The following is a 25473-nucleotide window of genomic DNA, read 5'->3' on the forward strand; positions in this document are numbered from 1 at the left end:
CGAAACTCATTCCGCCAGAACCAATTCCGCGAACCGCGCCAGCGCCAGCACCAGATCGTCCGAATGCCGCGGCCCCACGATCTGCATGCCCACCGGCAGCCCGTCCGACGTCGTCCCGACCGGAATGCTGATGGCGGGCTGCTGGGTCAGGTTGAACGGGTAGGTGAACGGGGTCCACTCGGGCCAGCTGCGCAGGCCGCTGCCCGGGGGCACGTCGTGGCCCGCCTCGAACGCGGGGATCGGGACCGTCGGGGTGATGAGCACGTCGTGGGCGGTGTGGAAGGCGCCCATGACGATGCCGACCTCGGCGGCGACGGCGCGGGCGTCGAGGTAGTCCACCGCGGAGAGTTCGCGGCCGCGGTCCCAGATCTCGCCCAGGCCCGGATCGACCCGGTCCCGCGATCCTTCCGGGAATTTCGACAGCATGGTCGCCGCGCCCGCCGCCCACATCTGCTCGAACGCCTCGAGCGGATCGCGAAAACCGGGGTCCGCGTGCAGAACTCGCAGGCCCGCCTCGCCCAGCCGGGTGACGGCGGCCTCGACCACGGACGCCACCTCCGGATCCACCTCGACGTAGCCGAGGGTGGCCGAGTAGGCGACGGTCAGCCCGCGCACGTCGCGCTGCAACTGGCCGCGGAAGGTGGTCAGCGGCGGGGCGAGCGCGGTGGGGTCGCGCGGGTCGGGCAGGGCGAGGATGTCCATGAGCAGGGCCGCGTCCTCGACCGTGCGGGTCATGGGACCGGCGTGGGCGAGTGGGCCGAACGGGCTCGCGGGATACAGCGGGATGCGTCCGTGGGTCGGCTTGAAACCCACGATGCCGCAGAACGACGCCGGAATGCGCACGCTCCCACCGCCGTCCGTGCCCACCGACACCGGACCCATCCCGGCCGCGACCGCCGCCGCGCTGCCGCCCGACGAACCGCCGGAGGTCTTCGAGGGGTCGGCCGGGTTGCGGGTGACGCCGGTGAGCGGGCTGTCGGTGACCGCCTTCCACGCCAGCTCGGGCGTGGTCGTCTTGCCGAGGAACACCATGCCGTCCTCGCGCAGCCGCGCGGTGACCGGACTGTCCAGCGGCCACGGCACATCCGCCTCGATGGAGGTGGAACCGCGGCGGGTCGGCCAGCCCTCGGTCAGGAAGATGTCCTTGATCGAGATCGGCACCCCGTCCAGCAGGCCCTGCACGTGACCGGAATGCCAGCGCGCCTCGGATTCCTTGGCCTGCACCAGGGCTCGTTCCGGATCGACCAGACAGTACGCGTTGAGCGCGCCGTCGCGTTCGGTGATGGCGTCGAGCACCGATCTCGTCGCCTCCACCGGCGACAGGGTGCCGGAGGAATAGGCGGTGACCAGCTCGACCGCGGTCATCGCCGCGGGATCGGTGGGCAGTTCCTTGTCGGGGTGGGCCATAGCTGACTCCCTTTCAGCCGGGTACGTAACCCAGCCGCTTGTCGACCACGTTGTCGAGTGGCCGGCCGTCGATCCACTTCCGGAAGTTGTCCGCGAACACGGAGACGATCTCGTCGCGCCAGCCGAAGAAGTCGCCGGAATTGTGGGGGGTGACATGGACATCGGGCAGATCCCACAGCGCGTGCCCTGGCGGCAACGGCTCGGGATCGACGACATCGAGCGCCGCGCCCGCCAACGCACGGGCGCGCAGAGCGGCGACGAGATCGTCTGTCACTACTAGTTCCCCACGACCGACGTTGATGAAACGGGCATGTGGCTTCATCGCGGCGAACGCGCGCGCGTCGAACATGTGCCGGGTCGCCGCGGTGAGCGGTGCGACCGCCACCACGTAGTCGGCCTGCGGCAACTCCGCGAACAGATCGATGCCGACCGTGCCGAAATCGGGGTCGCCGGTGCGGGCCGTGCGGCCCAGACCGCGCACCCGCATACCGACGGCACGCAGCAGCCGCGCGATGGCCCGGCCGATCGGTCCGGTACCCACGACGAGAACCGATGCGCCCGCGATCCTTTCGGATTCGCGGTGCCGCCAGACGTGCTGTCGTTGCAGCCGTTGCGATTCGGGCAGGTCCTTGGCGAAGTTGAGGATCTGGGCGAGCACGTATTCGGCGATGGGACGGTCGAAGATGCCGCGGGTATTGGTGACGACGACCTCACTCGCGACGAGTTCGTCGAACATCACCGCGTCGACACCGGTCGCGCCCACATGCACCCAACGCAGCCGGTCGGCGGCGGGCCAGGCGGCCGGGACCGCGGTGCTCAGAAAGTCGTACACGAACAGGACGTCGGCGCCGGGCAGCGCCGCGGCGAGTTCGTCGGAGGTGGCGTGACGGATCGTGGCTCGGTCGGCCACCGGGCCCATGAGCGTCGCGTCGGGCCGGGCGCCGTCGTGCAGTACGGTGACTGTCGGGCCCTCAACCATATTGACACATTATGAACGCATCGTATGATTGTCAACAATCCGATCGTGTGCGGAGGACTACCGGCTGGACGCGAGAGGGGCCCACCTCGTGGAACTGAATTTTCCCGACATCGACGGTCCGGTCGCGCAGCGGGGTATCGGCATCATCGCCCCCTTCGACCTGGCCCTGGAACGGGAACTGTGGCGCTGGGCACCGCTGGAGGTGAGCCTGCATCTGGCGCGCACCCCCTACGAGCCGGTGCCGGTGTCGCTGGAGATGGCCGAATTGGTCTCGGACGCAACGCATCTCACGGCGGCGACGCGCAATGTGCTGCACGTCGAACCGGAGGTGATCGCGTATCTGTGCACCTCGGGCAGCTTCATCAAGGGGTTGGCGTACGAGAAGTCGTTGTGCGACACCATTCGTCGCGCGGGGGCGCGGGACGCGGTGACCACCTCGGGGGCGTTGGTGGAGGCGATCCAGGCGCTGGATCTGACGCGGTTGTCGGTGATCACGCCCTACGACGAGATCCTCACCAACAAGCTGCACGAGTTCCTCGGTGAGGCCGGATGCGAGGTGATCCGGTCGAACCATCTGGGACTGGGCGGAGGCATCTGGAAGGTCAGCTACCGCACCATCGCCGAGCGCATCCTCAACGCCGACGATCCGCGTTCGCAGGCCATCTTCGTCAGCTGCACCAATCTGCCGACCTACGACGTGGTCGAACCGCTCGAGCAGGCGCTCGGCAAACCGGTGCTCACCGCGAATCAGCTCACCATGTGGGCCTGTCTGGGCCGGATGAAACTACCCATGATGGGGCCCGGGCGCTGGCTCCAGGACGTCTTCTGAAGGGAGTGCGGATGTCAACCGCGACAATCGGATTCATCTACCCCGACCACGCCGCCGAGGACGACTACCCGCGGGCGGCGGGGCTGCTGGGGGTGGAGCTGCCGGTGGCGCACATCTACGGGACCGATCTGCACGCGGTGCCGGAGCTGCTGGATCTGGGGAGTCCGGAGAAGTTGCGGAAGGGGGCGGAGCTGCTCGCGCCGCGGCGGCCGGACGCGGTGGTGTGGGCGTGTACGTCGGGGAGTTTCGTCTACGGGGTGGACGGGGCGCGAGAGCAGGTGCGCGGGTTGGCCGAGGCGGCCGGGGTTCCGGCGTCGAGTACGAGTTTCGCGTTCGTGAACGCCGCTCGGGCGCTGGGGATCTCGTCGGTGGCGGTGTGCGCGAGCTATCCGGACGATGTCGCCCGGCTGTTCGTGGAATTCCTTGCGCGGGAGGGTGTTTCGGTGCTGTCGATGTCGAGCGCCGGGATCGGCACCGCGGCGGAGGTGGGGACGTTGACCGCGCCGCAGGTGCTGGAACTGGCCGTGGCCAACGATCATCCCGACGCCGAGGCGCTGCTCATACCCGACACCGCCATGCACACCCTCGAGGTGCTGCCGGAATTGGAAGCGGCGCTGGGGAAGACGGTGCTGACGGCGAATCAGGTCACCATCTGGGAGGGGTTGCGGTTGGCCGGTGCCGTCCCCGACGCGGCGCCCGGTCTGGGGAGATTGTTCGCGGAAAGGCTGATCCATGCCGGTGATTGAGTTCGAGCCGGTCAACCGGCAGTCCACGGCCGAGATGATCGCGGACCGGCTGCGCACGGCGATCTCGCGGGGCGCGCTGGCGCCCGGGGCGCAGCTGGTGGAGGCGGATCTCGCGGCGCAGTTCGACGTGTCGCGGGGGCCGGTGCGGGAGGCCATGCAGCGGCTGGTGTCGGAGGGGTTGCTGCACAGCGTGCGCCATCGCGGGATCTTCGTCATCGAGTTGTCGCTCGAGGATGTGGTGGATGTGTATCGGGCGCGGACGGCCCTCGAGGGCGGGGCGCTGGAGCTGATCCTCGACGGGCGACGCGAAACCGCTTACGCCGCTTTGGAATCCAGCGTCACGGCCATGCTCGCGTACGCGGCGGCCGGGGATGCCGCCGGGGTGTCGGACGCGGATCAGGGCTTTCACGAGGCGCTGGTCGAGAGCGCGGGCAGCCCCCGGCTGACGCGGGCCGCGCGCACGCTGTTCATCGAAACCCGCATGTGCCTGGGGGCTTTGGAGACCACCTACGCCGATGTACGGGTACAGGCGCAGGAGCATGTGGATCTGCGGGAGGCGATCGGGAGTGGGGATCCGGGGCGGGCTCGGAAGTTGCTGGTCGACCATATGCACGATGCGGTGGAGAGGTTGCGGGGTCGGCCTTGAGGGTCCCCGCCGCGCATCGCGCTGCGCTGCGCGGCGGGGAACAGGGTGGGGGCGCGGCGGGGAGGAGGAAAGGCCGCAGCGGGAAACGGTGGACCACAGCGGGATACGGTGGGGCCGGGAGTAGATGTGGCGAGGGGGGCGGAGCCTCGCCGGTCAGTCGATCAAACCGCGGGGGCGGACTACGAAGATCGGGGAGGAGCGTTTGCCCTTTTCTTCCAGGAGGGCGATTACCTTGCCGTCGGGGGTGCGGGCGGCGTGGATGGGGGTGAGGCCGATGGGGGATAGCCAGCGGCCGTCGCGGAGGGAGTCGGCTTCCTGGGGGGAGATTTCGCGGTGGGGGAAGGAGAGGGTGGCGGCGGCGTCGAGGTCCAGGTTGAGGGTGGGGTTTTCGGCCAGTTGGTCGAGGGTGCGGGCGTGGGCGAGGGTGAAGGGGCCGACGCGGGTGCGGCGGAGGGCGGTGAGGTGGCCGCCGACGCCGAGGGCGGCGCCGAGGTCGCGGGCGAGGGCGCGGATGTAGGTGCCGGAGGTGCATTCGACCTCGACGTCGAGGTCGACGAAAGTCGTTGCGTCCGTGGGGATGTCGCGGCGTTCCAGGAGGTCGAAGCGGGAGACCGTGACGGGGCGGGCGGCGAGTTGGACGTCCTCGCCGGAGCGGGCGCGGGCGTAGGCGCGTTCGCCGTTGATCTTGATGGCGCTGACGGTGGCGGGGACCTGCTGGATGTCGCCGGTCAGAGCCGTTATGCCGGAGGCGATTTCGGCATCGGTGAGGTGGGCGGCGTCGGTGGTGGCGACGGGCTCGCCCTCGGCGTCGTCGGTGACGGTTGATCGGCCGAGGCGGATCGTGGCCGTGTACGCCTTGGTGGTGAGGGTGAGCAGGCCGAGCATCTTGGTGGCGCGTTCGACGCCGAGGACCAGGACGCCGGTGGCCATCGGATCCAGGGTCCCGGCGTGGCCGATCTTCTTGGTGCGCAATATCTTCCGGCACCGGGCGACGACGTCGTGACTGGTCCGGCCGCCGTCCTTGTCGATGACGAGGATGCCGCCCAAGGGGTCGACCAGCGGGGTGCGGGTCTCGGCCATCACCCGGCCACGATCGCGGTCAGGATCAGCCCGTCGCTGATCAGCCAGCGCCCGTCGAACGAAACCAGCGGCGCGCCACCGTCATTGGTCTGCCCGGGCACCAGGATCCGGCTGTGGAAGGAACCGCCGGAACCGGTGTCGTCGATGGTGAAGGTGATGTGCGCGTCCTCGAACCCGAGCCACCGCAGCGTCAGTGGGAACCACGCCTTATAGGTGGCCTCCTTCGCGCAGAACAGCAGCCGGTCCAGATGCAGCCCGACCGCGGGGATCGCGCCCTTCAGCCACTCCCGTTCCGCGGGCAGGCTCACCGAATCGAGTACGCCGTCGGGCAGGGTGTCGTGCGGTTCGGCGTCGATGCCGATCGACCGCCATCGCAGCCGATGCGCGAGAGCGGCCGCGCGATAGCCGTCGCAATGGGTGAGGCTGCCCACGACGCCGCGCGGGAACAGCGGCATCCCGCGCTCGCCCTTGCCGATCGCCACCGGCGGCTCGCCCAGCTGTTCCAGCGCCGCGCGGGCGCAGTACCGGGCGCCGATGAAGTCGCGACGCCGCTTCTCCACGGCCTGCGCGATGAGGTGCTCCTCCCCCGGATGTGCCTTCAGCTCCTCCGGATACCGCGTCAGCTCGGCCGCGGCCACGCCCGCGGGCAGAATCCTGCCGATGATCCGAGCCGCGTTCGCCCGCTCCTCGATGACCGCCTCCTCCGTCAACCTGCCTACCCCCACGAGCCTAACGCGCCCCGGCGAGAGATTTACACCGCCGCAACACCCGCTCGTTAGGCTGACCCGCACGTCGCTCATGGCTGCAACGGGCGACGGGAATCGCCGGACCCGGTGAGCGAACCAGCCGCATTTCCGAGGAGGAATGCCGCTTGGTGCGCAACCAGCCCCAGTCGTGCGTCGTCACCGATGTCACCGTCTACTCCCGTACCTCGTCCGGACCCGAATGGCGGCCCGCCCGTACCGTGACCGTGGACGACGGCGTGATCACCGCGATCGACTTCGGCGGCGACGACCACCCGACCCGCGGGCATCTCGTTCCGGGGTTCGTGAACACCCACACCCATCTACAACAGTCGCTGCTGCGCGGCATCGGCGCGGGCCTGCCGCTGCTGGCCTGGTTGCATCGGGTCGGCGAGCACATGGTGTCGGCCACTCCCGAACAGACCTATCTCGCCGGGTTGGCGGGCGGTCTGGAACTGCTGCGCAGCGGCGTCACCACGGTGGTCGAGCACATGTGGCCGAATCGTTCGGAAGCCGTGCACGAGGCCATGATTCGCGCCCTGGACGAACTCGGCATCCGGGTCGTGCTGGGCCGCGGCGTCGCCGATCGAGCCGATCCGACCCGCAAGTGGGGTCTGGATCCGCGACTGATGCAGCCGTTGCCGGAGGTGCTCGCGCACGTCGACGCGCTCGACGCCCGCCTGACCGGTTCCCGTATCAGAACCGCACTCGCCGTGCCCAATCCGCGCTGCCTGACGCCCGACGGCATGGCCGCGGTCGGCGACTACGCCCGCCGCACCGGGAAGACGGTGTCGATCCACGTGCTCGAGACCGACACCGACGAGGACATGTGCCGCCAGCACGCGGGTTGCTCGGCGGTGGAGTACCTCGATCGCGCCGAATTCCTGTGGGACCGAACGCTCGCCGTGCACTGCGTGCGGCTCGACGAATCCGGCCGGGCGGTGTTCGCCGAGCGCGGGGTGGCGGTGTCGCACAATCCGCTGAGCAATATGCGGCTCGGCAGCGGCGTCGCGCCGATTCCCGAAATGCGTTCGGCCGGAATCGATGTCGGTCTCGGCGTCGACGGGGCGGCCAGCAACGACACCCAGGACATGCTGCTCGCCCTGCGGATGGGTTCCTATCTGCAACGGGTCGTCCATCGCCGGGCCGATCTGCTGGGGTTCGACGAGATGATGCGGATGGCCACGCGGGGCGGCCGGGTCGCGCTGGGCGAGCCGGTCGCCGAACCCGGCCTGGGCGTCGGGGATACCGCCGACTTCACCCTGGTGCGCTTCGATCGCGATCCCGCCTGCCTGCCGGTGCTCGATCCGGGCGCGACGCTGCTGACCGCCGCGTCGCCGCGGGTGATCGACACGGTGTGGATCGACGGTGAACCCGTACTCCGGTCGGGACACAGCACGCGGGTGGACGAGGCCGAGCTCACGGCCCGCCTGCTCGACATGCGTTGACAGTTAATCACTTCGAAACTTCTCAGCGATTGCATGTAATCCTCCGCAGAGACACTGGATTCACGAACACATTGCACGTCATGAGTGGTCGAGGAGCACCCGCCGAGGCGGCGGGGCACGGCCATCCTGCGGAGCTCACGAGAGTAAGGAACAACAACGGTGACGCTCTACGACACGGTGCGCGACGCCGACGCGAGGACATTGTTGTCCGGGCTCGAGGTGTCCTTCGCCCACGCCACCAAGCGATTCGACGGATCCGGCGGCACGCTCGCCCTCGACGACATCGATCTCGACGTCCGGCACGGCGAATTCGTGGCCGTCATCGGACCGTCCGGGTGCGGTAAGTCGACGCTGCTGCGCCTGGCCGCGGGACTGGAACGGGTCAGCTCCGGATCGGTCGCGGTGCGGACGGATTCGATCGGGTTCATCTTCCAGGAGGCCACACTCCTCCCGTGGCGTTCCGTGCTCCGCAATGTCGAACTGTCCGCGGAGTTGCGCGGGGTCGATCGGAAGACGCGGCGCGCCAGGGCGATTCGCGCGCTGGCGGCGGTGGGGCTGGACGAGTTCGCGCGGAGTCTGCCCGGTCAGCTCTCCGGCGGCATGCGGATGCGGGTGTCGCTGGCTCGCGCGCTGTCGCTGGAACCGGAGTTGATGCTGCTGGACGAGCCGTTCGGGGCGCTGGACGAGATGACGCGGCTGAACATGCAGGAGGAGCTGCTGCGGCTGTACGGCGACAACGGGTTCACGGCGCTGTTCATCACGCATTCGGTGTCGGAGGCGGTGTTCCTGGCCTCGCGGGTGGTGGTGATGACCGCGCGGCCGGGGCGGGTGCACGAGGTGATCGAGGTGGATCTGCCGTACCCGCGCGAGCGGGAGCTGCGGTTCGACAGCGCCTTCACCGATCTGGTCGCGCGCACGTCGCATTCGCTGCGGGAGGCGTGCTGATGATCGTGCTGCGCAGGGCGGCCACCGCGCTGGTGTCGATCGGGTTGGCGCTGGCGGCGTGGTACACGGTGTCGCTGGTGATCCTGGCGCCGGATCGGCGGTTCCTGCTGCCGCCGCCGCACGTGATACTGACCGAGGCACTGTTCGATCCGGTGAAACTACGGGTGATGCTGCGGGCCCTCGGGGTCACCGCGCAGGTGGCGCTGACCGGGCTCGCCTGTTCGGCGGTGATCGGGGTGGCCGTGGCGGTGCTGATGAGTCAGGCCAAACCGGTCGAGCGGGTGGTGTATCCGTATGCCGTTGTGTTGCAGGCCATTCCGGTGCTCGCGGTGGTGCCGCTGATCGGACTGTGGTTCGGCTACGGGACCGCGGCCCGCACCATCGTGTGCGTGCTCATCGCCGTGCATCCGATCATCGCGATGACCCTGTTCGGCATCCAGTCGGTGGACGGGAATCTGCGCGAGCTGTTCACCCTCGGCCGCGCGAGCCGGTGGCGGCGGCTGGTCGCGCTGGAGCTGCCCGCCGCGCTGCCGTCGATCATGACGAGCCTGCGCACGGCGGCCGGGTTGTCGGTGACCGGCGCGATCATCGGCGACATCTTCTTCGCGCAGGGGCGGCCCGGGATCGGCACGCTGCTCGACACATATCGGGCGCGTTTGCAGTCCGAGGACCTGCTGGCGGCGCTGCTGCTCGCCGCGCTGTTCGGGGTGGTGGTCTTCGCCGTGTTCACCGCCGCGCAGCGGCTCACCGTCGGCCGCTGGCACGCCTCCGGCCGTTAGTTCGTTCGAAACCCTTGGAGTATCGATGAATACATCTCTGCGCCGACTCGGCGTCGCGGCGCTCAGCGCGGCCCTGCTGGCCGTGGCGGGCTGTTCGGATTCCGCCACCGACGGCCCGGCGGTCGCCCTGGAACCCGCGCCGCCCGAACAGCGGCTCGACGCGGTCTGCCCGAATACCGTTGTGGTGCAACTGCAATGGGAGCCGGAGACCGATTCCGGGCCGATCTTCGGGCTGCTCGGGCCCGGGTACCGGGTGGATTCGGACCACAACAAGGTCGTCGGGCCGCTGGTGGCCGACGGCAAGGACACGGGGGTGAAGCTGGAGATCCGCGCGGGCGGCCCGGCGATCGGGTTCCAGACCGTGCCGTCGCAGATGTACGTCGACGAGAACATCACGCTGGGGCTGGCGCATTCGGAGCAGTCGCTGGCCGCGGCGGCGTCGCAGCGGATCGTCGCGGTGACGACGCTGCTGCGGGACAGTCCGCAACTGCTGATGTGGGATCCGAAGACCCATCCAGACTGGCATTCCATCGCCGATATCGGCAGATCCGGTGCGCCCGTTGTGGTTTCGCAGGGGCAGTTGTATCCGGACTGGCTGGTGGGGCGGGGACTGATCCGGGCGTCGCAGATCGACGCGTCGTACGACAACGCGCCGTCGCGGTTCGTGGCGGGGCCGTCCATCGCGCAGCAGGGGTTCGTGAACTCGGAGCCGTACGTGTACGAGCACGAGGTGCGGGCGTGGGGGAAACCGGTGAGCTATCAGTTGCTGCGTGATGTCGGGTACGAGGGGTATGCCCGGACGGTCAATGTGCGCGCGGATCGGATCGATCGGCTGCGGCCGTGCCTGGCGCGGCTGGTGCCGATGATCCAGCGGGCCACCGCGCGGTTCCGGTCGGATCCGGGGCCGGTGAACGACGTGGTGGTGGATGTGGTGTCCAAGAGTGCCAATTTCACGCCCTACAGCGCGGGACTCGCCGCCTACGGCTCGAAGGCGCTCATCGAACGCGGGCTGATCGGGGACGACAGCGACGGGGTGCTCGGCAGTTTCGACGAGGCGCGGGTGCAGCGGGTCATCGACGAGTTCACGCCGATCCTGCGGCGGGGCGGGGCGAGCGTGCCCGACGGGTTGCGGGCGAGCGACCTGGTGACCAAGGAATTTCTGGATCCGACCGTGTCGGTCGGGAAGTGAGGAGGCGCAATGAGTTACGACCTGTCCGAGGTGTCGCGGGAGAAGCGGATGGGCGGGCTCGGTGGCGAGACCGACGCCCGGGAGATCCGGATCATCGACCTGACCGACTTCGAGGAGCGGCGCGGCGAGATCACCGAGCAGTTGTGGGCGGCGGCGACCGAGATCGGCTTCTTTCAGCTTGCCGGACACGGCATTCCGTTGCCGCTGATCGATGACGTCTTCGCGCGAACCGAGGCGTTCTTCGCGCTGCCGGAGGCGGTGAAGGCGCGGTATCCGCTGGTGAAGGCCGACAACGCGGGGTGGGAGAGCCTGAGTCAGGTGCGGCCGTCGATCGGGGTGCCGGATCAGAAGGAGTCGTATCAGATCACCCGGCCGCATATGGAGGGGCGGTGGCCGAGCGAGGCGGAGCTGGCCGGATTCCGTTCGGCCATGCTGGATTTCGAGCATCGGGCGTGGGCGGTGGCGATGCGGGTGCTGTCCTGTTTCGCCGATCGGCTGGGGTTCGAGCGGGAGCATTTCACGCGGGCGCACGATCCCGCATCGGAGCAGTACCAGAGCACGCTACGGCTGTTGCACTACTTCGCCGTGCCTCCGGAGCTCCAGGGTGTGCCGGGGCGGTGGCGCGCCGGGGCACACACCGATTTCGATTGCCTCACATTGCTTTTCCAGCGGGACGGGCAGGGCGGGTTGCAGGTGTGTCCGGGCAAGGAGATGGCCGAGCAGCAGTGGACGTCGATCACGCCATCGTCGGCGTTGATCACATGCAATATCGGGGACATGCTCACGCGGTGGAGCGATGACGCGTTGCCGTCGAACTTCCATCGGGTGCGCAGTCCGGGCGCGGGCGAATATCAGGGCGACCGGTACAGCATCGCCTACTTCGCGCAGGCCGATCGGGACGCGGTGATCCAGGGACCGCGGGGGACGTATCCGCCGGTAACGGCGGCCGAATTCCTCGCCCAGCGGGTCGCGGCCAACTATCGGGCGAACGGGTAGCGTGGCGCGGAAGCGAAAGGATCGTCGCGTTGACCGAATCGGAATCCGCGCTGCTCGGGGCGTCCGTTCACCGGCAGATCCGGCAGCTGGTGTTGGCGGGCGAGCTGGGGCCGGGCACCCCGTTGAGCGTTCCGGCGCTGGCGACAAGGCTGGGGGTGAGCCGCAGCCCGGTGCGGGAGGCCGTGCAGCAGCTGATCTACGAGGGTTTGGCGGTCGCGGTGCCGCACGCCGGGGCCCGGGTGGCGGCGCTCGACGATCGGCAGATCCGCGACGTGCTGTCCGTGCGGGCGGTACTGGACGGGCTCGCCGCGGCCGAGGCCGCGCCGCTACTGGCCGAACCCGACCTCGACAAACTGTCCGCGATCCTCGCCGAGCAGGAGGAAAACCTGCTCGCCGCCCCCGACCCGCCCCGCGACGCCCGTCTCGACGTCGAATTCCACGCCTTCATCCGCGACCGCTCGGCCAATCGCCCCCTCTGCGAAGCGCTTTCGCGCCTGGAAGCACAAACCCACCTCTACCGCGGCGACCTGTGGCGTTCGATTCGCAACCGCCGCACCGCTTTCCGAGAACACCGCCGCATCGTCGAGGCCCTCGAGTCCGGCAACCCCGCCGACGCCCGCGCAGCGGCCGAGGCCCATGTGCTGGGGTTGATCACCCGCCTGGGCCGCGCGGACGGCTGACGGGCGCGGGCCGTGTCGCCGCGGGCGGTGCCGGGGCTCGACGCGGCGAGGGCCATGTCCGTACGAAGGGTTTGGGTTCGCATTCCAGGCGTTCATCCAAGCCTGCACGTCGGCTTTCGGCTCTGTGATGCCAGGCGCGGTTGACTCCTGATTACCTCGCGAGGGCGGGGGACCACCTCACCCATCCACCAGCCGTTGGATAGTCGCCCCAAGCCAAGCCTCCAACTCGCCCGGGTCGCCGAGTTCCGAACGCAGGATACGGCGGCGGGTCGACACGCCCAGAACGAACGCATCGATCGCGGCGGCCCGGTGGCGGGCCTCGGTCTCGTCGAGCCCGTGGGCGCGAAGGTAATCATGCAGAGGCGCAAGCGAATTCGTGTCGAGGAAGGCGGCCAGGGCCTCAGCGGCCTGCGGCCGTTCCCCGGAGGCTCGTTGCAGCACCAGCAGCGGATCCTGCCCAGGAAAGTCGAACCACCGCCGCACAATGCTCGCCGCCAGCCGCGCACCCAGCGTGGCAGGGTCGCCGTCGAAGGAGTTCGCCACTGGGATGCGGGCCTGGGTGGCCGCGAGGAACAGGCCGTCCTTGCCGCCGAAATAGCGCGTGATGAGGTTGGGGGATACGCGGGCCGCGTCGGCGATCGCCTTCACCGTGACTGCGCCGTAGCTCAACTCGGCGAACTTGCGTTGTGCCTGCTCCAGAATCCGCTGCTTGGTCGCCGCCGCGTCACGAGATGACATGTGTTTGAGCATACACATCAATGTGTATGCTCATACACATGCGTGAACTGAGGGACCTCCTGCTCCGGACGCGCCGCGTCAGCACCCCGTGGCAGGACGACGCCACGCGCGGCGTCGGCGGCACCCACTTCGACGACCTGCTGGAGCACTGGGCGAACCGGTACGACTGGGACGTGCACGAGCGTCGAATCCGCGAATATCCCTGGGTGACAACGGGTTCGGGCGACACCGAGCTGCGGGCGATTCATCGTCGAGCCACGGATCCCGACGCCCCGGCCGTGGTCCTGCTGCACGGCTGGCCCGATTCGGTACTGCGCTTCGAGCGCGTCCTCCCCTTGCTCACGGACGTGCATGTAATCGTTCCCGCCCTGCCGGGCTTCCCGTTCGCCGCCCCGCTGACCACACCCGGCATGTCGGCCGCGCGAATCGCCGACCTGATCGCGACCGCGCTCGGCGAACTCGGTTACGAGCGATACATCCTCTCCGGCGGCGACATCGGCGGCACCGTCGCCGAACTGCTCGCGGCCGAGCACCCGGACCGAGTGGCCGCCCTGCATCTGACCAACGTCGCCCCGCAACGCGCGCTCACGGCCGACCCGACCCGACTCGCCCCCGAGGCGGCGGCCTACCTCGGGCGAACCGGGCAGTGGTTCCGCACCGAGGGCGGCTACATCGCCGAACAGTCGACGCGTCCGAACACCCTCGCCGTCGCTCTCGGCGACTCGCCCGCGGGCCTGGCCGCCTGGATCGTCGAGAAACTGGAATCCTGGTCCGACGAGGCGGCCTTCACGACGGACGACCTGCTCACCTGGGTCACCGCCTACTGGGTCACCGGCACGATCGGCACCTCGTTCGCCACCTACACCGAACCGTTCGCCCTCCCGGGCCGCATCGACACGCCGACGGTGTTCTCGGTGTTCCCGCACGACATCAAACCCGAGCCACGCGGCTATGTGGAGGAGTTCCTGAACGTCCGCCATTACCTGGAACACCCCGCGGGCGGCCATTTCGCGGCCTGGGAACAACCCGACGCCTACGTCGCGGATCTGCGCCGCGCGATCGAACTCGCAGACATCCCGTCGAAACCGTGAAAGACGCAGGGGCCGTGCGGTTTTCGAGACAAGGCCCCGGGACGCGGCATACGCTCCCCAGCAGCTCGGTCGCGAGGTTGTAGAGTTCGACCGGACACCGCGGTGAAAGCCTCCCCGGCCCCTCGACGACGCGATGAGGAGTTCGCCCATGCCCTACACAGTGGATTTCAAGAACGTCTCCACCACCGGCCTCGAATCCTCTCCCGTGGCCGACGCCCTCGCCGGTCTGCGCGCCAACGAGGCCCGCTACTTCAAGAACAAGTACGACGTCGACTTCACCGTCGAACCCGCGGCCGACGCCAAGGAGATCGTCGACTGGGTGAGCCGAATCCTCGAGGAGGAGCGCGGCATCGTCATCTCCTCGCCGCCCCTCGAGGCGACGGAGCTCCACGTGGACGGTATCCGCTGGGCGTACGTCTTCTACGAGAACGGCCTCTCGATCAACGTGCTGTACACCCTCGACGACGCCGGGAAGCGGGCCGTCGGCTTCAAGCTCTCCGAGGGCATGGACGTCCCGCCCGAGCTCGGCGCGTTCAAGTTCGCGCGGCAGAAGTCGAAGCTGGCCGGGACGATTCGCGGGTCCTACTTCGTCATCAAGAATCAGTACTGAACCCTGTCCCCATCGGTGGTTCGCGTTCGTCTCCATGACGAGAGAAGATCCACCGAAGGAGGCTCACATGAAGTACGCACTGCTCATCTACCCCAAGGCCGGTAGCCACGAGGCGCTCAGCCCGGAGGAGTACGGGCCGGTCAACGCGGCGTACCTGGCATTGCGGGACGATCCGCGCTGCCTCGCCGGGGCGCATCTGCAAGGGGCGGACACGGCGACGACCGTACGGGAGACCATGGTCACCGACGGCCCGTTCGCCGACACGCGCGAGGTGCTCGGCGGCTACTACGTCATCGAGGCGACGGACCTGGACGACGCCCTCGAGTTCGTGAAGCAGATCCCCGCCATCCGGCTGGGCGGGGCGGTCGAGGTCCGCCCGCTGGTGAACGTCCCGGTCGAGGACGCGTTCTGATCGAGGACGTCTTCCGGCGCGAGTGGAGCCGCGTCCTGGCGTCCCTGGTCGGCTTCCTCGGCGATTTCGATCTCGCCGAGGAGGCCGCCCAGGAGGCGTTCGCAGTCGCGGCCGAGCGCTGGCCCCGCGACGGCGTGCCGCGGCATCCGGTGGCCTGGTTGGTGACCACCGGCCGCAACCTGGCCATCGACCGGCTGCGACGGGCGCGCACGCTCTCCGTCAAATATCAACTGCTGCATCATGATTCGGCGGCTTCGCACATGGACGACATCGACCTCGACGACAGCACGATCACCGACGAACGACTGGAGCTGATCTTCACCTGCTGCCACCCCGCGCTGGCGACCGAAGCCCAGGTCGCCTTGACCCTCCGCGCCCTGGGCGGCCTCTCGACCGCCGAGATCGCGCGTGCCTTCCTCGTCTCCGAAGACACCATGAAACGCCGCCTCACCAGGGCGAAGACGAAGATCAAGGCCACGGCGATCCCCTTCGCCGTCCCCGCCGACCGCAACCTCCCCGACCGCCTGTCCGCGGTCCTGGCGGTCATCTACCTGATCTTCACCGAGGGCTACACCGACCGCCCCGAACTCGCCGCCGAGGCCATCCGCCTGGGCCGCCTCCTCGTCGAGTTGATGCCCGACGAATCGGAGGCCCACGGCCTGCTCGCCCTCATGCTCCTGCACGAATCCCGCCGCGCCGCAAGGGTTCTCGACGGCGAACTCATCCCCCTCGCCGAGCAGGACCGCTCACTCCACGACCGCGCCAAGATCGACGCGGGCCGCGCCGCGCTCGATCGCGCGCTGGGCCTCCACTCGACCACCGGCCCGTACGTCCTCCAGGCGGCGATCGCCTCGCTCCAATCGGAACACGAAATCGATTGGCCCCAAGTCGAATTGCTCTACCAACGCCTCGAACAGCTCACCGCCTCACCCATCGTCACCCTCAACCGCGCGGTCGCCATCGCCGAATCGGGCGCCCCCGACCGAGCCCTCGAACTCGTCGACTCCCTGGCCCTGGACGGCTACCGCTACCTCCACTCCACCCGAGCCGAACTCCTCCGCCGCCTCGGCCGTACCGAAGCCGCACACGAGGCGTACACCCGCGCCCTGAGTCTGACCGTCACCGACCCCGAGCGCCGATTGCTCGAGCGTCGACGGTCGGAACTCCCGCGATCATGAGGCCGATTCAACCCACGCGCGACGGACGGCTCAGTGCGTCAACCAGATCGCCTCGGCCGCCGGACTCCCCAGATCAATAGTCCTGTCCCCCAACCGAATAGCGATCGTCCCCGCGAAATCCCGCCGCTCCACCACCGTGATCGGCGTATCCAACGCGATCCCCACGGAATCGAAATACCGCAACATCGCCGGGTCGAAGTCCGCGATCCGGGCCACCCGCCCCGACTCCCCGGCCTCGAACCGGCTCAACTGCCGCGCGGCGGGTGTGGGAACGGCACCGTCGACAGACGGGATCGGATCACCGTGCGGATCCCGGTCCGGGTGCCCCAGTTTGGTGTCGATCCGCTCCATCAGCGTCTCCGACACCGCGTGTTCCAGCACCTCCGCCTCGTCGTGCACCTCGTCCCACCCGTAGCCGAGCTCGTTGACCAGGAAGGTCTCGATCAACCGATGCCGCCGGACCATCGCGATGGCGGCTCGCCGGCCCTGCTCGGTCAGCGTGATCGCGCCGTAGCGCGCGTGTTCGACCAGGCCTTGGTCCGCCAGTTTCCGAACCGCCTCGGATACCGTCGAAGCCGACACCCCGATCCGCTCCGCCAGCAACTTCGTCGACACCTTTTCCGTCGACCATTCCTGGGCCGTCCAGATGACCTTCAAGTAATCCTGGGCGACCGAGGACAGGGCCGGGGCGACGGTCGCTCCGCCTTCGGGCGGGGTGGGGGGTCGTTTTCCGGGCACGTCAACGAGCTTAGGCACACCTCGGTCGGTTTCCCACATCAACGCGCGCGGCCCGCAGGCCGGTGACGACGGCGTGACGATCGGGTTGATGCGGGGCGTACCGGGCTGTGAACATCCGCACCGCGAAATGCTGTCCGTGACCTGGCTTGCGTAGGCTGCCGGGTGTGCAGAGATGGCGAAGTCTCGAGGAGATGCCCCCGGACTGGGGCCGGTGTGTGCTCACGATCGGGGTGTTCGACGGGGTGCACCGCGGACACGCCCAGCTGATCAATCGTGCCGTGAAATCCGCTGCGGCGCGCGGGGTTTCCTCGGTTCTGATGACGTTCGATCCGCACCCGATGGAGGTGGTGCGACCCGGCTCGCACCCCGCGCAGCTGACCACGCTGACGCGGCGGGCGGAACTGGTGGAGGAGTTGGGCATCGACGTCTTCCTCGTCATGCCGTTCACCCACGAGTTCATGAAGCTCACCCCCGCGCGGTACGTGCACGACCTGCTGGTGGAGAAGTTGCACGTCACCGAGGTGGTGATCGGCGACAACTTCACCTTCGGCAAGAAGGCCGCGGGCACCGTGGAGACCATGCGGGAACTGGGCACCCGCTTCGGTTTCGAGGTCGACGGGGTGCGGCTGGTGGGGGAGCACGCGGTCACGTTCTCCTCCACCTACATTCGCTCCTGCGTCGACGCGGGCGATATGGCCGCGGCCGCCGACGCGCTGGGCCGCCCGCACCGGGTCGAGGGCGTCGTGGTGCACGGCGACGGCCGCGGTCGGGAGCTGGGCTTCCCGACCGCGAACGTGGCCCCGCCCATGCACGCCGCCATCCCGGCCGACGGGGTCTACGCGTGCTGGTTCACCGTGCTGAGCCCCGGCAAGACCATCGGGACCGTGCTGCCGGGCAAGCGGGCCATGGCGGCGGTGTCGGTCGGCACGAATCCGACGTTCTCCGGCCGCACCCGCACGGTCGAGGCGTATGTGCTCGACGCCGACGTGGACCTCTACGGCCAGCACGTCGCCGTCGACTTCGTGGAACACCTGCGCGGCCAGCGGGCCTTCTCGACCATCGACGACCTGGTGCACGCCATCGGCCGCGACGTCGAGCAGACCCGCAAGGTGCTCGCCGAGGCCAAGTAGCCTCACGCCTTGGTGAACTCCAGAATGTCCTGATTAACCTCGGCCGCGTGGGTCACGTACATCCCGTGCCCCGCGGTCGGCAGCTCCTTCAGCGTGGCGTTCGGGAACAGCCGGAGCGCGACGCGGCTGGTCGGGTCGATCGGGATCGACTGGTCGTGGTGGCCGTGCACGAGCAGTACCGGAACCGTGATCGACGGCAGCTCGGGGCGCAGGTCGTCGAAGGCGATGCACTTCTGGACCTCGAGCGCGGCCATGTGCGTGGCGCTCAGGCAGCGGCGAATCTCGTTGTCCACCAACGCCGTCGACACCTTGTTGCCGATATGGGTGGCGAAATAGCCCTGCGCGCGGTCGGCCATCCACCCCGGCCGATCGGCCCGCAGCGCGGCGATCGACGCCTCGAGCGCGGCCCGCGGCACGCCCGTCGGATGATCGTCGGACCACAGCAGCCTCGGCACCGCCGCCGCCAGCAGCACGAGCCTGGCGACCCGATCCTGCCCGTGCCGCGACAGATACCGCACCGCTTCCGCACCGCCCCCGGAGTGCGCGATCAGGGTGGCATCGGTGAGGTTCAGATGCTCGAACAGCGCGGCCACGTCGTCGGCCCGGGTGTCGAGGTCGTACCCGCCCGCGGGCCGATCCGACCGCCCGTGCCCGCGCCGATCCAGCAGCACGCACCGATACCCCTGCTCGACGAAGAACGGCACCTGGTGATCCCACATCTCGGTGTTCAGCGACCACCCGGCGAGGAACACCAGAACCGGACCCGTCCCGTACTCCTCGTAGGCCAGCGTGGTTCCATCGGTGGTGGTGAAGTAGGGCATCTCGTTCTCGCTTTCCTTGCGTCGGTGAATACAACGGTCGCAGCCGGAGGTAGGGAAAGCGATTACGTGTGGGGTAAAGACGAGCCCCGCCTCTCGATCGGGTAGAGTCATCCGTCGGGTTTGCTGCGGTCCGCGGCGGCGCCCACCCGGGACTTCCGGTTTCCCTCGAACGCGGACTGAAACAACAGGAGTGATTTCGTGGCTCTGACCACCGAGCAGAAGGCGGCCATCCTCAAGGAGTACGGCCTGCACGAGAAGGACACCGGTTCGCCGGAGGCCCAGATCGCGCTGCTGTCCAAGCGGATCTCCGACCTGACCGAGCACCTGAAGGTGCACAAGCACGATCACCACACCCGCCACGGCCTGCTGGGCCTGATCGGTCGCCGCCGGCGGCTGTCGAAGTACCTGCAGGACAAGGACATCGAGCGCTACCGTTCGCTGATCGAGCGGCTCGGGCTGCGTCGCTGAGCGACCCGGGACACGAGCTGTCGCGGGCAGTTCGCAGGACAGCCGACGGGAAGGCATAGAATCTTTCCCGTCGGCTTCTCGCGTGTGCGGACCCTACGGCCGCACCGCGACGAGACGACACGGCCGTACGCACCCGCCATCGTGGCGTCGGTCTTCGGTAGTGGCCTTTCGGCAGGAACATCACTGTCGCTGGGCTTCGATCGATGACCGCCTCCGCGTCGCCGGTTCCAAGGGGAACCGGTCGGGTGTGCGCGCCGCAGCCAGGAGGGCTGCCGCGCGCCCGAGCCGGGTACGGCTGACGAATGCCGGATCGCGCCGCGCGGCGCTGGATCCGGCGAAGACGAGAGGTTGAGAACAGACATATGTCAGACACAGTGACCAGCTCCGCGATCGAGGTCGAGCCCGGCGTGTTCGAATCGGTCGCCCTGATCGACAACGGGACCTTCGGCACCCGCACCGTCCGGTTCGAGACCGGGCGCCTGGCCAAGCAGGCCGCCGGATCGGTCGTCGCCTACCTCGACGACGAGACCATGCTGCTGTCGGCCACCACCGCCGGTAAGCAGCCCAAGGACCAGTTCGACTTCTTCCCGCTGACGGTCGACGTCGAGGAGCGCATGTACGCCGCGGGCCGCATCCCCGGCTCGTTCTTCCGTCGCGAGGGCCGCCCCTCCACCGACGCGATCCTCACCTGCCGCCTCATCGACCGCCCGCTGCGCCCGTCGTTCGTCGACGGCCTGCGCAACGAGGTCCAGGTCGTGGTGACGGTCATGAGCCTGGACCCGAACGATCTCTACGACGTGGTCGCCATCAACGCGGCGTCGGCGTCCACCCAGATCGCGGGCCTGCCCTTCTCCGGCCCGGTCGGCGGCGTGCGCGTCGCCCTGATCGACGGCCAGTGGGTCGCGTTCCCGACCACCGAGCAGCTCGAGGGGGCCGTGTTCGACATGGTCGTCGCCGGGCGCGTCGTGGAATCCGGCGACGTCGCGATCATGATGGTCGAGGCCGAGGCCACCGAGAACGTCATCGCCCTGGTCGACGGCGGCGCGCAGGCGCCCACGGAAACCGTTGTGGCCGAAGGGCTCGAGGCCGCCAAGCCGTTCATTGCCCGGCTGTGCAAGGCGCAGGCGGATCTGGCGCAGCTGGCCGCGAAGCCGACCGAGGACTTCCCGGTCTTCCTGCCCTACGAGGACGACGTGTTCACCGCCGTCGAGGGCACCGCCAAGAACCCGCTCGGCGAGGCACTGTCCATCGCGAACAAGCAGGAGCGCGAGGAGCGCATCGACGAGATCAAGCTCGAGGTGCTGTCCAGCCTCGCCGAGGACTTCGTCGGCCGCGAGAAGGAGATCGGCGCGGCGTTCCGCTCGGTCACCAAAAAGCTTGTGCGCCAGCGCATCCTGTCCGACGGCTTCCGCATCGACGGCCGCGGCCTGGCCGATATCCGCGCGCTGTCGGCCGAGGTGGCCGTGGTGCCGCGCGCGCACGGTTCGGCGCTGTTCGAGCGCGGTGAGACCCAGATCCTGGGCGTCACCACCCTCGACATGGTGAAGATGGCCCAGCAGGTCGACTCGCTCGGCCCGGAGACCTCCAAGCGCTACATGCACCACTACAACTTCCCGCCGTTCTCCACCGGCGAGACCGGCCGCGTCGGCTCGCCCAAGCGGCGCGAGATCGGCCACGGCGCGCTCGCCGAGCGCGCGCTGGTTCCGGTGCTGCCCTCGCAGGAGGACTTCCCCTACGCCATCCGTCAGGTGTCGGAGGCGTTGAGCTCCAACGGTTCCACCTCGATGGGTTCGGTGTGCGCCTCGACGCTGTCGCTGCTGAACGCCGGTGTGCCGCTGAAGGCGCCGGTGGCCGGTATCGCCATGGGCCTGGTGTCGGACACCGTCACCAACGACCAGGGTGTGCAGGAGGCCCGCTACGTCGCGCTGACCGACATCCTCGGCGCCGAGGACGCCTTCGGCGACATGGACTTCAAGGTCGCGGGCACCCGCGAGTTCGTGACCGCGCTCCAGCTGGACACCAAGCTCGACGGCATCCCGTCCAAAGTCCTTGCGGGAGCGCTCAATCAGGCCCGCGACGCGCGCCTGACCATCCTGGACGTGATGGCCGAGGCCATCGCCACCCCGGACGAGATGAGCCCCTACGCCCCGCGCGTCACCGCGATCAAGATCCCGGTCGACAAGATCGGCGAGGTGATCGGGCCCAAGGGCAAGGTCATCAACCAGATCACCGAGGACACCGGCGCCAACATCTCCATCGAGGACGACGGCACCGTGTTCGTCGGCGCGACCGACGGCCCGTCGGCGCAGGCCGCGATCGACGCGATCAACGCCATCGCCAACCCGCAGCTGCCCAAGGTCGGCGAGCGCTTCCTCGGCACGGTCGTCAAGACCACGGCGTTCGGCGCGTTCGTCTCGCTGCTGCCGGGTCGCGACGGTCTGGTGCACATCTCGAAGCTGGGCAACGGCAAGCGGGTCGGCAAGGTCGAGGACGTGGTCAACGTCGGCGACAAGATCCGCGTCGAGATCGCCGACATCGACAACCGCGGCAAGATCTCGCTGGTCCCCGTCGAGGAGGAGGCCGAGTCGAGCGAGAGCCCGGCTGCGGCGGAGGCCGGTGCGGAGTAGAAAGCTCGGTGTGACGAAGAAGAAGACCGCTACCCCCTTGCTCGTCGGCGGCGAGCAGGGGGGTTCGTCTCTGCGGATGTTGACCACCGACGCGCCGCTGGCCGACAGCGGGGTGCGCCGGACCGTGCTGCCCGGCGGGCTACGGGTCGTCACCGAGCACGTGCCCGGGGTGCGGTCGGCCTCGATCGGGGTATGGGTCGGCGTCGGTTCGCGCGACGAGACCCCCGGCGTGGCCGGCGCCGCGCACTTCCTCGAGCATCTGCTGTTCAAGGCGACGCCCACCCACACCGCGCTCGACATCGCCCAGGCCATGGACGCGGTCGGCGGTGAGCTGAACGCGTTCACCGCCAAGGAGCAGACCTGCTACTACGCCCACGTCCTCGACGAGGATCTGCCGCTGGCGGTGGAACTGGTCTCCGACGTGGTCCTCAACGGGCTGTGCCGGGCCGAGGACGTCGACGTCGAGCGGCAGGTGGTGCTCGAGGAGATCTCCATGCGCGACGACGACCCCGAGGACACGGTCGGCGACGCGTTCCTGACCGCGCTGTTCGGCGATCATCCCGTGGGCCGCCCGGTGATCGGGACCATCGAGTCGATCGAGTCGATGACGGCGTCGCAGCTGCGCGGCTTCCATGTGCGGCGGTACCGGCCCGAGCGGATGGTGGTCGCGGTGGCGGGCAATGTCGAGCACGAGCACACCGTCGAACTGGTCTATCGCGCCTTCGCCGCGCATCTCGACGCCGCCCGCGAACCCGCGCCGCGCCGCGAGGGCCGGTTCCGGCCGCGCACGTCGCCGCAGCTGCACTGGATGCGCCGCGACAGCGAACAGGCGCATCTGGTGTTCGGTGTGCGCGCGTTCGGGCGGCACGAGGGGGAGAAGCGCTGGCCGCTGTCGGTGCTCAACACAATCCTCGGCGGCGGCCTGAGTTCCCGTCTGTTCCAACGGATTCGGGAGGAGCGGGGGCTGGCGTACTCGGTGTACTCCAGTGTCGACACCTTCGCCGACACCGGGGCGTTCTCGGTGTATCTGGGCTGCCAGCCCGAAAACCTCGGGGAGGTGGCCGCTTTGGCGCGCGGCGTGCTCGAGGAGGTCGCGGCCGACGGCATCAGCGAGGCCGAATGCGCGCGGGCCAAGGGTTCGCTGCGCGGGGGACTCGTTCTGGGACTGGAGGATTCGGGCTCGCGGATGAACCGGATCGGGCGCAGCGAGTTGAGCTACGGCAATCATCGCAGCGTCTCGGAGACCCTGTCGCGGATCGACGCGGTGACCACCGAGGAGGTGTCCGCGGTCGCGCGGACGCTGCTGTCGCGGCCGATGGGGGTGTCGGTGGCCGGGCCGTTCCGGCGCTCGCGCGAGCTGCCCGCCTCGGTGCGGAAACTGGTGGATTGAGCTGGGCCCGAACGCTATTCGTGATCGTGGGCGCGATTGGCCGCGCCCACGATCGCGTCCAGCAGGCCCGGGAAGACATCCTCGAGTTCGGCTCGGCGCAGCCGCGCGTAGGTCTGGCCGTCGGTGATGATGCGTTCGGTCACACCCGCCTCCCGCAGCGTCTTGAGGTGATGGGTGGCCGTCGACTTGTTGATCGTGTCGTAGAGCAGCCCGCAGCGCACTGGTTCCCCCGCGTTGCTGAGCCTGCGGACCATCTCGAGCCGCACCGGATCCTGGAGCGCGCTCAGCACGGTCTGCACGGATCCGATCGGAAATGATTCGACACTGGTGTTGCTGTCCGTCATGATCAACCTCGTCGGCCGGTTTGATGGGAATCGAACCGAGGATCGGTGTGTTGAGTTCGATCATAGTCAAACCTACCTGATGGAGAGGGATCGATGACAGCGACTGTGGCCGTCGCCCCCGACGAGCGGGCGACGCAACCCTGGGCCTACGCACTGATCCTCGCCGCCAGCGGCGTGGCGCTCGGTGTGTCGGGCGTGCCCGCCCCGCTGTACGGCATCTACCAGAAGCAGTGGCATTTCTCGCCGCTGACCACGACGATCGTCTTCGCGGTGTACGCGATCGCGGCGTTGGCGGCGGTCCTGGTGTCGGGGCGGATCTCCGACGTCGTGGGTCGCAAACCGGTGTTGCTGGGCGCGTTCGCCACGATGGTGCTCGGCCTGGTGGTGTTCCTGTTCGCCGACAATGTCGCGATGCTGTTGATCGCGCGGGCGCTGCACGGCATGGCGGTCGGCGCGACGGTGGTCGCGGGCGCCGCGGCGCTGCTGGATCTGCGGCCCACCCGCGGCGCGCGGTCCGGGCAGCTGAGCGGCGTCGCGTTCAATGTCGGCATGGCCGTGGCGATTCTGGGCTCGGCCCTGCTGGCGCAGTACGTCCCGCATCCGCTGCGCACGCCGTACGTGGTGATCACGCTGGTGTGCCTGGCGATCGCGGCCGGTGTCGTGCTGATGGAGGAGACGCACACCACGCGCGTCGCCGGACCGATCCGCATCGCCAAACCCGCTGTCCCGCAAGAGATCCGGGCCGACTTCTGGTTCTCGGCGCTGGGCGTGATGGCCGCCTGGTCGGTGCTGGGCGTGCTGCTGTCGCTCTACCCGTCGCTGGCCTCGGAGAAGACCGGCGTCCACAACCTCGTCTTCGGCGGCGCGGTCGTCGCCTCCACCGCCACCGCGGGCGCCCTCGCCCAACTCTTCGCGACCAGGATCCCCGCCCGCCGCGCCGCCGTCATCGGCGACACCGGCATGGCCCTGGCCCTGCTCCTCACCATCCCCGCCCTCGCCACCCACAACTGGCTGATCGTCCTCGCCGCGGGCATCGTCCTGGGCGGCACCTTCGGCCTCGGCTTCGGCGGCTCCCTCCGCCACCTCTCCAACGTCGTCCCCCAACACAAACGCGGCGAAACCATGTCCGCCTACTACCTCCTCGCCTACACCGCCATGGCCCTCCCCACCGTCCTCGCCGGCTGGGCCGCCACCACCTGGACCATGGGCACGATCTTCCCCTGGTTCGTCACCGTCGTAGCCCTCGCCTGCCTAACCGCCGCCGCCCTCGGGCTCCGCCCCCACCACCCCGCCTAACCCCAGGCTTACGAACCCCAGGCGCACCAACCCCAGCCGCACCCTTTATTCGAATCCGCACCCCTTGCAGGGCTATACAAGGGGTGCGGATCCCAACAAAGGGTGCGGCGAGAGCTGCCACACGCCGTAGAGGTACGGCAACCCGAGCCGCACCCTTTATTCG

26 protein-coding genes are annotated in these 25473 nt (G+C 68.9%); 18 read left to right on the top strand and 8 right to left on the bottom strand.

Annotated elements, in window-relative coordinates:
- Positions 1 to 6: 6 nt before the first annotated feature.
- Positions 7 to 1407 carry an amidase gene (locus tag ACFYTQ_RS01825; protein ID WP_387356221.1) on the bottom strand — a complete coding sequence of 467 codons (1401 nt, stop codon included), beginning with the start codon at positions 1405 to 1407 and terminating at the stop codon, positions 7 to 9.
- Between the two features lie 13 nt (positions 1408 to 1420).
- Positions 1421 to 2386 (bottom strand): D-2-hydroxyacid dehydrogenase, encoded by a 966-nt coding sequence (locus tag ACFYTQ_RS01830; protein ID WP_387356223.1) that lies wholly within the window; start codon positions 2384 to 2386, stop codon positions 1421 to 1423.
- Between the two features lie 88 nt (positions 2387 to 2474).
- On the opposite strand from ACFYTQ_RS01830, the gene ACFYTQ_RS01835 reads away from it, so the two are divergent.
- From ACFYTQ_RS01835 to ACFYTQ_RS01845, 3 genes are read left to right on the top strand one after another with little or no spacing between them, the layout of a single operon-like run.
- A complete protein-coding gene (locus ACFYTQ_RS01835; RefSeq protein WP_387356225.1) occupies positions 2475 to 3215 on the top strand; it encodes an Asp/Glu/hydantoin racemase in 741 nt (246 codons plus the stop codon).
- 11 nt (positions 3216 to 3226) lie between these two features.
- Positions 3227 to 3961, top strand: coding sequence for a maleate cis-trans isomerase (locus tag ACFYTQ_RS01840; RefSeq protein ID WP_387356226.1), 735 nt, complete (start codon positions 3227 to 3229; stop codon positions 3959 to 3961).
- Positions 3948 to 4607: a GntR family transcriptional regulator gene (locus ACFYTQ_RS01845; protein WP_387356227.1), complete on the top strand. Its 660-nt coding sequence runs from the start codon at positions 3948 to 3950 to the stop codon at positions 4605 to 4607. The genes ACFYTQ_RS01840 and ACFYTQ_RS01845 overlap by 14 nt, the downstream gene beginning before the upstream one ends.
- 153 nt (positions 4608 to 4760) lie before the next feature.
- Here ACFYTQ_RS01845 and truB read toward each other — a convergent pair whose 3' ends face one another.
- Both truB and npt read right to left on the bottom strand, forming a co-directional pair.
- Positions 4761 to 5687 (bottom strand): tRNA pseudouridine(55) synthase TruB, encoded by a 927-nt coding sequence (gene truB / locus ACFYTQ_RS01850; RefSeq protein ID WP_387356991.1) that lies wholly within the window; start codon positions 5685 to 5687, stop codon positions 4761 to 4763.
- On the bottom strand, positions 5687 to 6352 hold the full coding sequence (npt, locus tag ACFYTQ_RS01855) for a 4'-phosphopantetheinyl transferase Npt (RefSeq protein ID WP_387356993.1): 666 nt from the start codon (positions 6350 to 6352) through the stop codon (positions 5687 to 5689). Before npt ends, truB begins: the two co-directional genes overlap by 1 nt.
- Before the next feature lie 206 nt (positions 6353 to 6558).
- Here npt and ACFYTQ_RS01860 point away from each other — a divergent pair, with 206 nt between their 5' ends.
- The 6 genes from ACFYTQ_RS01860 (at position 6559) to ACFYTQ_RS01885 (ending at position 12467) form a co-directional block, all read left to right on the top strand.
- On the top strand, positions 6559 to 7878 hold the full coding sequence (locus ACFYTQ_RS01860) for an amidohydrolase family protein (RefSeq protein ID WP_387356229.1): 1320 nt from the start codon (positions 6559 to 6561) through the stop codon (positions 7876 to 7878).
- Between the two features lie 159 nt (positions 7879 to 8037).
- Complete coding sequence (locus ACFYTQ_RS01865; protein WP_387356231.1) at positions 8038 to 8823, top strand: ABC transporter ATP-binding protein; 786 nt, start codon at positions 8038 to 8040, stop codon at positions 8821 to 8823.
- Positions 8823 to 9602, top strand: a complete 780-nt coding sequence (locus ACFYTQ_RS01870) for an ABC transporter permease (protein WP_387356233.1) — start codon at positions 8823 to 8825, stop codon at positions 9600 to 9602. Before ACFYTQ_RS01865 ends, ACFYTQ_RS01870 begins: the two co-directional genes overlap by 1 nt.
- Positions 9603 to 9627: 25 nt before the next feature.
- Positions 9628 to 10791, top strand: coding sequence for a nitrate ABC transporter substrate-binding protein (locus ACFYTQ_RS01875; protein ID WP_387356235.1), 1164 nt, complete (start codon positions 9628 to 9630; stop codon positions 10789 to 10791).
- 9 nt (positions 10792 to 10800) lie between these two features.
- Positions 10801 to 11787 (top strand): isopenicillin N synthase family dioxygenase, encoded by a 987-nt coding sequence (locus tag ACFYTQ_RS01880; protein ID WP_387356237.1) that lies wholly within the window; start codon positions 10801 to 10803, stop codon positions 11785 to 11787.
- Positions 11788 to 11816: 29 nt separating this feature from the next.
- Positions 11817 to 12467, top strand: a complete 651-nt coding sequence (locus ACFYTQ_RS01885; RefSeq protein WP_387356239.1) for a GntR family transcriptional regulator — start codon at positions 11817 to 11819, stop codon at positions 12465 to 12467.
- 177 nt (positions 12468 to 12644) lie between these two features.
- Here the strand turns inward: ACFYTQ_RS01885 and ACFYTQ_RS01890 are convergent, their stop codons facing one another.
- Positions 12645 to 13205 carry a TetR family transcriptional regulator gene (locus ACFYTQ_RS01890; RefSeq protein WP_387356241.1) on the bottom strand — a complete coding sequence of 187 codons (561 nt, stop codon included), beginning with the start codon at positions 13203 to 13205 and terminating at the stop codon, positions 12645 to 12647.
- A 38-nt stretch (positions 13206 to 13243) separates the two neighbouring features.
- Between ACFYTQ_RS01890 and ACFYTQ_RS01895 the strand changes: the two genes are divergently transcribed.
- The 4 genes from ACFYTQ_RS01895 (at position 13244) to ACFYTQ_RS01910 (ending at position 16496) form a co-directional block, all read left to right on the top strand.
- Positions 13244 to 14296: an epoxide hydrolase family protein gene (locus ACFYTQ_RS01895; RefSeq protein WP_387356242.1), complete on the top strand. Its 1053-nt coding sequence runs from the start codon at positions 13244 to 13246 to the stop codon at positions 14294 to 14296.
- Between the two features lie 148 nt (positions 14297 to 14444).
- On the top strand, positions 14445 to 14906 hold the full coding sequence (locus ACFYTQ_RS01900) for a phage tail protein (protein ID WP_387356243.1): 462 nt from the start codon (positions 14445 to 14447) through the stop codon (positions 14904 to 14906).
- A 67-nt stretch (positions 14907 to 14973) separates the two neighbouring features.
- On the top strand, positions 14974 to 15318 hold the full coding sequence (locus ACFYTQ_RS01905; RefSeq protein ID WP_387356245.1) for a YciI family protein: 345 nt from the start codon (positions 14974 to 14976) through the stop codon (positions 15316 to 15318).
- On the top strand, positions 15315 to 16496 hold the full coding sequence (locus ACFYTQ_RS01910; RefSeq protein WP_387356995.1) for an RNA polymerase sigma factor: 1182 nt from the start codon (positions 15315 to 15317) through the stop codon (positions 16494 to 16496). The genes ACFYTQ_RS01905 and ACFYTQ_RS01910 overlap by 4 nt, the downstream gene beginning before the upstream one ends.
- Positions 16497 to 16526: 30 nt before the next feature.
- Here the strand turns inward: ACFYTQ_RS01910 and ACFYTQ_RS01915 are convergent, their stop codons facing one another.
- A complete protein-coding gene (locus tag ACFYTQ_RS01915; protein WP_387356246.1) occupies positions 16527 to 17252 on the bottom strand; it encodes a metal-dependent transcriptional regulator in 726 nt (241 codons plus the stop codon).
- 146 nt (positions 17253 to 17398) lie between these two features.
- Between ACFYTQ_RS01915 and ACFYTQ_RS01920 the strand changes: the two genes are divergently transcribed.
- On the top strand, positions 17399 to 18364 hold the full coding sequence (locus tag ACFYTQ_RS01920) for a bifunctional riboflavin kinase/FAD synthetase (protein WP_387356248.1): 966 nt from the start codon (positions 17399 to 17401) through the stop codon (positions 18362 to 18364).
- A 2-nt stretch (positions 18365 to 18366) separates the two neighbouring features.
- Here the strand turns inward: ACFYTQ_RS01920 and ACFYTQ_RS01925 are convergent, their stop codons facing one another.
- Positions 18367 to 19185 carry an alpha/beta fold hydrolase gene (locus tag ACFYTQ_RS01925; protein WP_387356249.1) on the bottom strand — a complete coding sequence of 273 codons (819 nt, stop codon included), beginning with the start codon at positions 19183 to 19185 and terminating at the stop codon, positions 18367 to 18369.
- A gap of 198 nt (positions 19186 to 19383) precedes the next feature.
- On the opposite strand from ACFYTQ_RS01925, the gene rpsO reads away from it, so the two are divergent.
- From rpsO to ACFYTQ_RS01940, 3 genes are all read left to right on the top strand, one after another.
- Complete coding sequence (gene rpsO / locus ACFYTQ_RS01930; RefSeq protein ID WP_040720363.1) at positions 19384 to 19653, top strand: 30S ribosomal protein S15; 270 nt, start codon at positions 19384 to 19386, stop codon at positions 19651 to 19653.
- A gap of 362 nt (positions 19654 to 20015) precedes the next feature.
- Entirely contained in the window at positions 20016 to 22280 is a 2265-nt protein-coding gene (locus ACFYTQ_RS01935; protein ID WP_387356250.1) for a polyribonucleotide nucleotidyltransferase, read from the top strand.
- A 76-nt stretch (positions 22281 to 22356) separates the two neighbouring features.
- Positions 22357 to 23670 carry a M16 family metallopeptidase gene (locus ACFYTQ_RS01940; protein ID WP_387356997.1) on the top strand — a complete coding sequence of 438 codons (1314 nt, stop codon included), beginning with the start codon at positions 22357 to 22359 and terminating at the stop codon, positions 23668 to 23670.
- 14 nt (positions 23671 to 23684) lie between these two features.
- Here ACFYTQ_RS01940 and ACFYTQ_RS01945 read toward each other — a convergent pair whose 3' ends face one another.
- Complete coding sequence (locus ACFYTQ_RS01945) at positions 23685 to 24014, bottom strand: ArsR/SmtB family transcription factor (protein ID WP_387356251.1); 330 nt, start codon at positions 24012 to 24014, stop codon at positions 23685 to 23687.
- A gap of 93 nt (positions 24015 to 24107) precedes the next feature.
- Between ACFYTQ_RS01945 and ACFYTQ_RS01950 the strand changes: the two genes are divergently transcribed.
- On the top strand, positions 24108 to 25310 hold the full coding sequence (locus ACFYTQ_RS01950) for an MFS transporter (RefSeq protein WP_387356252.1): 1203 nt from the start codon (positions 24108 to 24110) through the stop codon (positions 25308 to 25310).
- Positions 25311 to 25473 lie beyond the last annotated feature (163 nt).

The sequence above is a fragment of the Nocardia sp. NPDC004068 genome (genome assembly GCF_042874315.1).
Classification (GTDB): Bacteria; Actinomycetota; Actinomycetes; order Mycobacteriales; family Mycobacteriaceae; genus Nocardia.